The organism is Nostoc sp. CALU 1950 (assembly GCF_051172895.1).
In the GTDB taxonomy this organism is placed as follows: domain Bacteria; phylum Cyanobacteriota; class Cyanobacteriia; order Cyanobacteriales; family Nostocaceae; genus Nostoc; species Nostoc edaphicum_A.
In genome coordinates this window covers 1-1,764 of sequence record NZ_JBDNJQ010000354.1, presented here as the reverse complement: position 1 = coordinate 1,764, position 1,764 = coordinate 1, and the positions used below count along the sequence as shown (strand labels likewise).

The window sequence follows — 1,764 nt, the reverse complement described above, 5'->3', positions numbered from 1 at the left end:
AGAGAAACTAGCAACGCTAGTTTCTCTCCCACCCCCTCTATTCGATTATCATTATCAGATAGAGATTAGATGGGGAATGATCAAGAAAAAAAGGGGTGTCTGATTGAATACAGTCCCCCTTTTGGCAGAAGCTGAGAAACGAACTACCATTACTCACCTGCCAATATGAAACGTGCCAGATTAGAAGAATTTCGTCAAGCAGCCTACAAATATTTAGGCAGAGCTAAAGATGCAACTTTTGAGTTGACAGATGCCATATTGCTAAGTAGAAATATTTATTGCCTAGCAGAGTTGTCCTTATCGCCAGTATTTAGAAGGAAGTGGCCAAGCATCTATGAGGCGCTACAAGATAGCAGGCCACAGCGACAGAAATTGATGCAGCTATATATCAAACAGATACCAACTGTGGCACGGCCTCTATTGGCAGGAGATCATACCAACTGGTCACGACCAGATGCAGTTAAATTACAAGAAAGAACTTACGAACATAGTGGCACATCCATAGCGGGAAATAAACCGATTACCATTGGTCAGGGATATAGCACAATTGCCTGGATACCAGAAAATGAGGGGAGTTGGGCATTACCATTAAGACATGAACGAATCACAAGTGCCGAAAGCCCAATTAGCAAAGCAATTTGGCAATTAAAACAGGTATGTAAATATTTGCCTGTCAGACCGATTTCGGTTTGGGATAGCGAATATGGTTGTGCGCCTTTTATCTTAAAAACTGCGAATATTCCCGCAGATATTCTGGTTCGGTTACGTTCAAATTTATGTTTATGGGGTGAACCTGGAGCTTATTCTGGGAAGGGGCGACCCAAAAAACATGGCGATCAATTTAAACTGAATGAGCCAACAACATGGAGTGAAGCAACATCTATATTAGAAATAAATGACCCAAAATTAGGACGTGTGCGTGTGAGCTTGTGGAAAGATTTACACTTCCGTAAAGCTGCTACACGCCCAATGTTACTGATGAGAGTTGAACGTCTCGACGCGCAAGGCAATGAACGAGTCTCCAAACCTTTATGGTTGGCTTGGGTAGGAGAAGAAATGCCACCATTAGAAGAAGTTTGGTGTCTTTACTTGCGTCGCTTTACAATTGACCATTGGTATCGCTTTTTGAAGCAGCGTTTACACTGGACAGTTCCAAACTTAAGCACTCCCAAGCAATGTGACAGGTGGAGTGACCTTATGCCTCTGATGACTTGGGAATTGTGGTTAGCCCGTGATATCGTGACTGACAATCCTCTCCCTTGGCAGAAATCTCAGGGTAATTTGACTCCTGGAAGAGTTGCTCAAGCTATGGGTGGAGTTTTCGCGGCGATTGGTACTCCCACCTCTGCACCCAAACCTCGTGGAAAGTCCCCTGGTTGGCAACCAGGAAAAAAGCGTCACCGTAAAAACCGATGCCCAATTGTTAAAAAAACTGTAACACCACCACGCAAAGAACCATCAATTGCAGTTTAATACTCAAGATTATTGATAATTTCACTAAGTCTCTGATTAACTCAGCCCTGCTGGGTCATTTTGCATGGTTTAGTCTAAACTCCAGTATCATTAGCATCAACAAGAATTTGTTTATTTGGTGTAATAGCAAGACAATGGCTATGATTACCATGATGAGGTCTTTGCAGGGTACGCACTTGCTGTCGTGTTTGTAAGTCGCACACCAAAATCATCCGTTGATAAGTAATCCTACAAGCCAGGGCAAACGCATCTAAATATAGTACATGAGTACTAAATAAAGGATAAAGGCAG

The 1,764-nt window shown here is 42.7% G+C and carries 2 protein-coding genes; one reads left to right on the top strand and one right to left on the bottom strand.

Annotation, left to right across the window (positions count from 1 at the left end; translation table 11 throughout):
- Positions 1-165 precede the first annotated feature (165 nt).
- Positions 166-1,473, top strand: a complete 1,308-nt coding sequence (locus ABF638_RS37845; protein WP_435027864.1) for an NF041680 family putative transposase — start codon at positions 166-168, stop codon at positions 1,471-1,473.
- Between the two features lie 74 nt (positions 1,474-1,547).
- On the opposite strand, the gene ABF638_RS37840 is transcribed toward ABF638_RS37845, so the two are convergent.
- The coding region (locus ABF638_RS37840) for a hypothetical protein (protein WP_435027863.1) at positions 1,548-1,764 on the bottom strand (217 nt) is incomplete at its 5' end.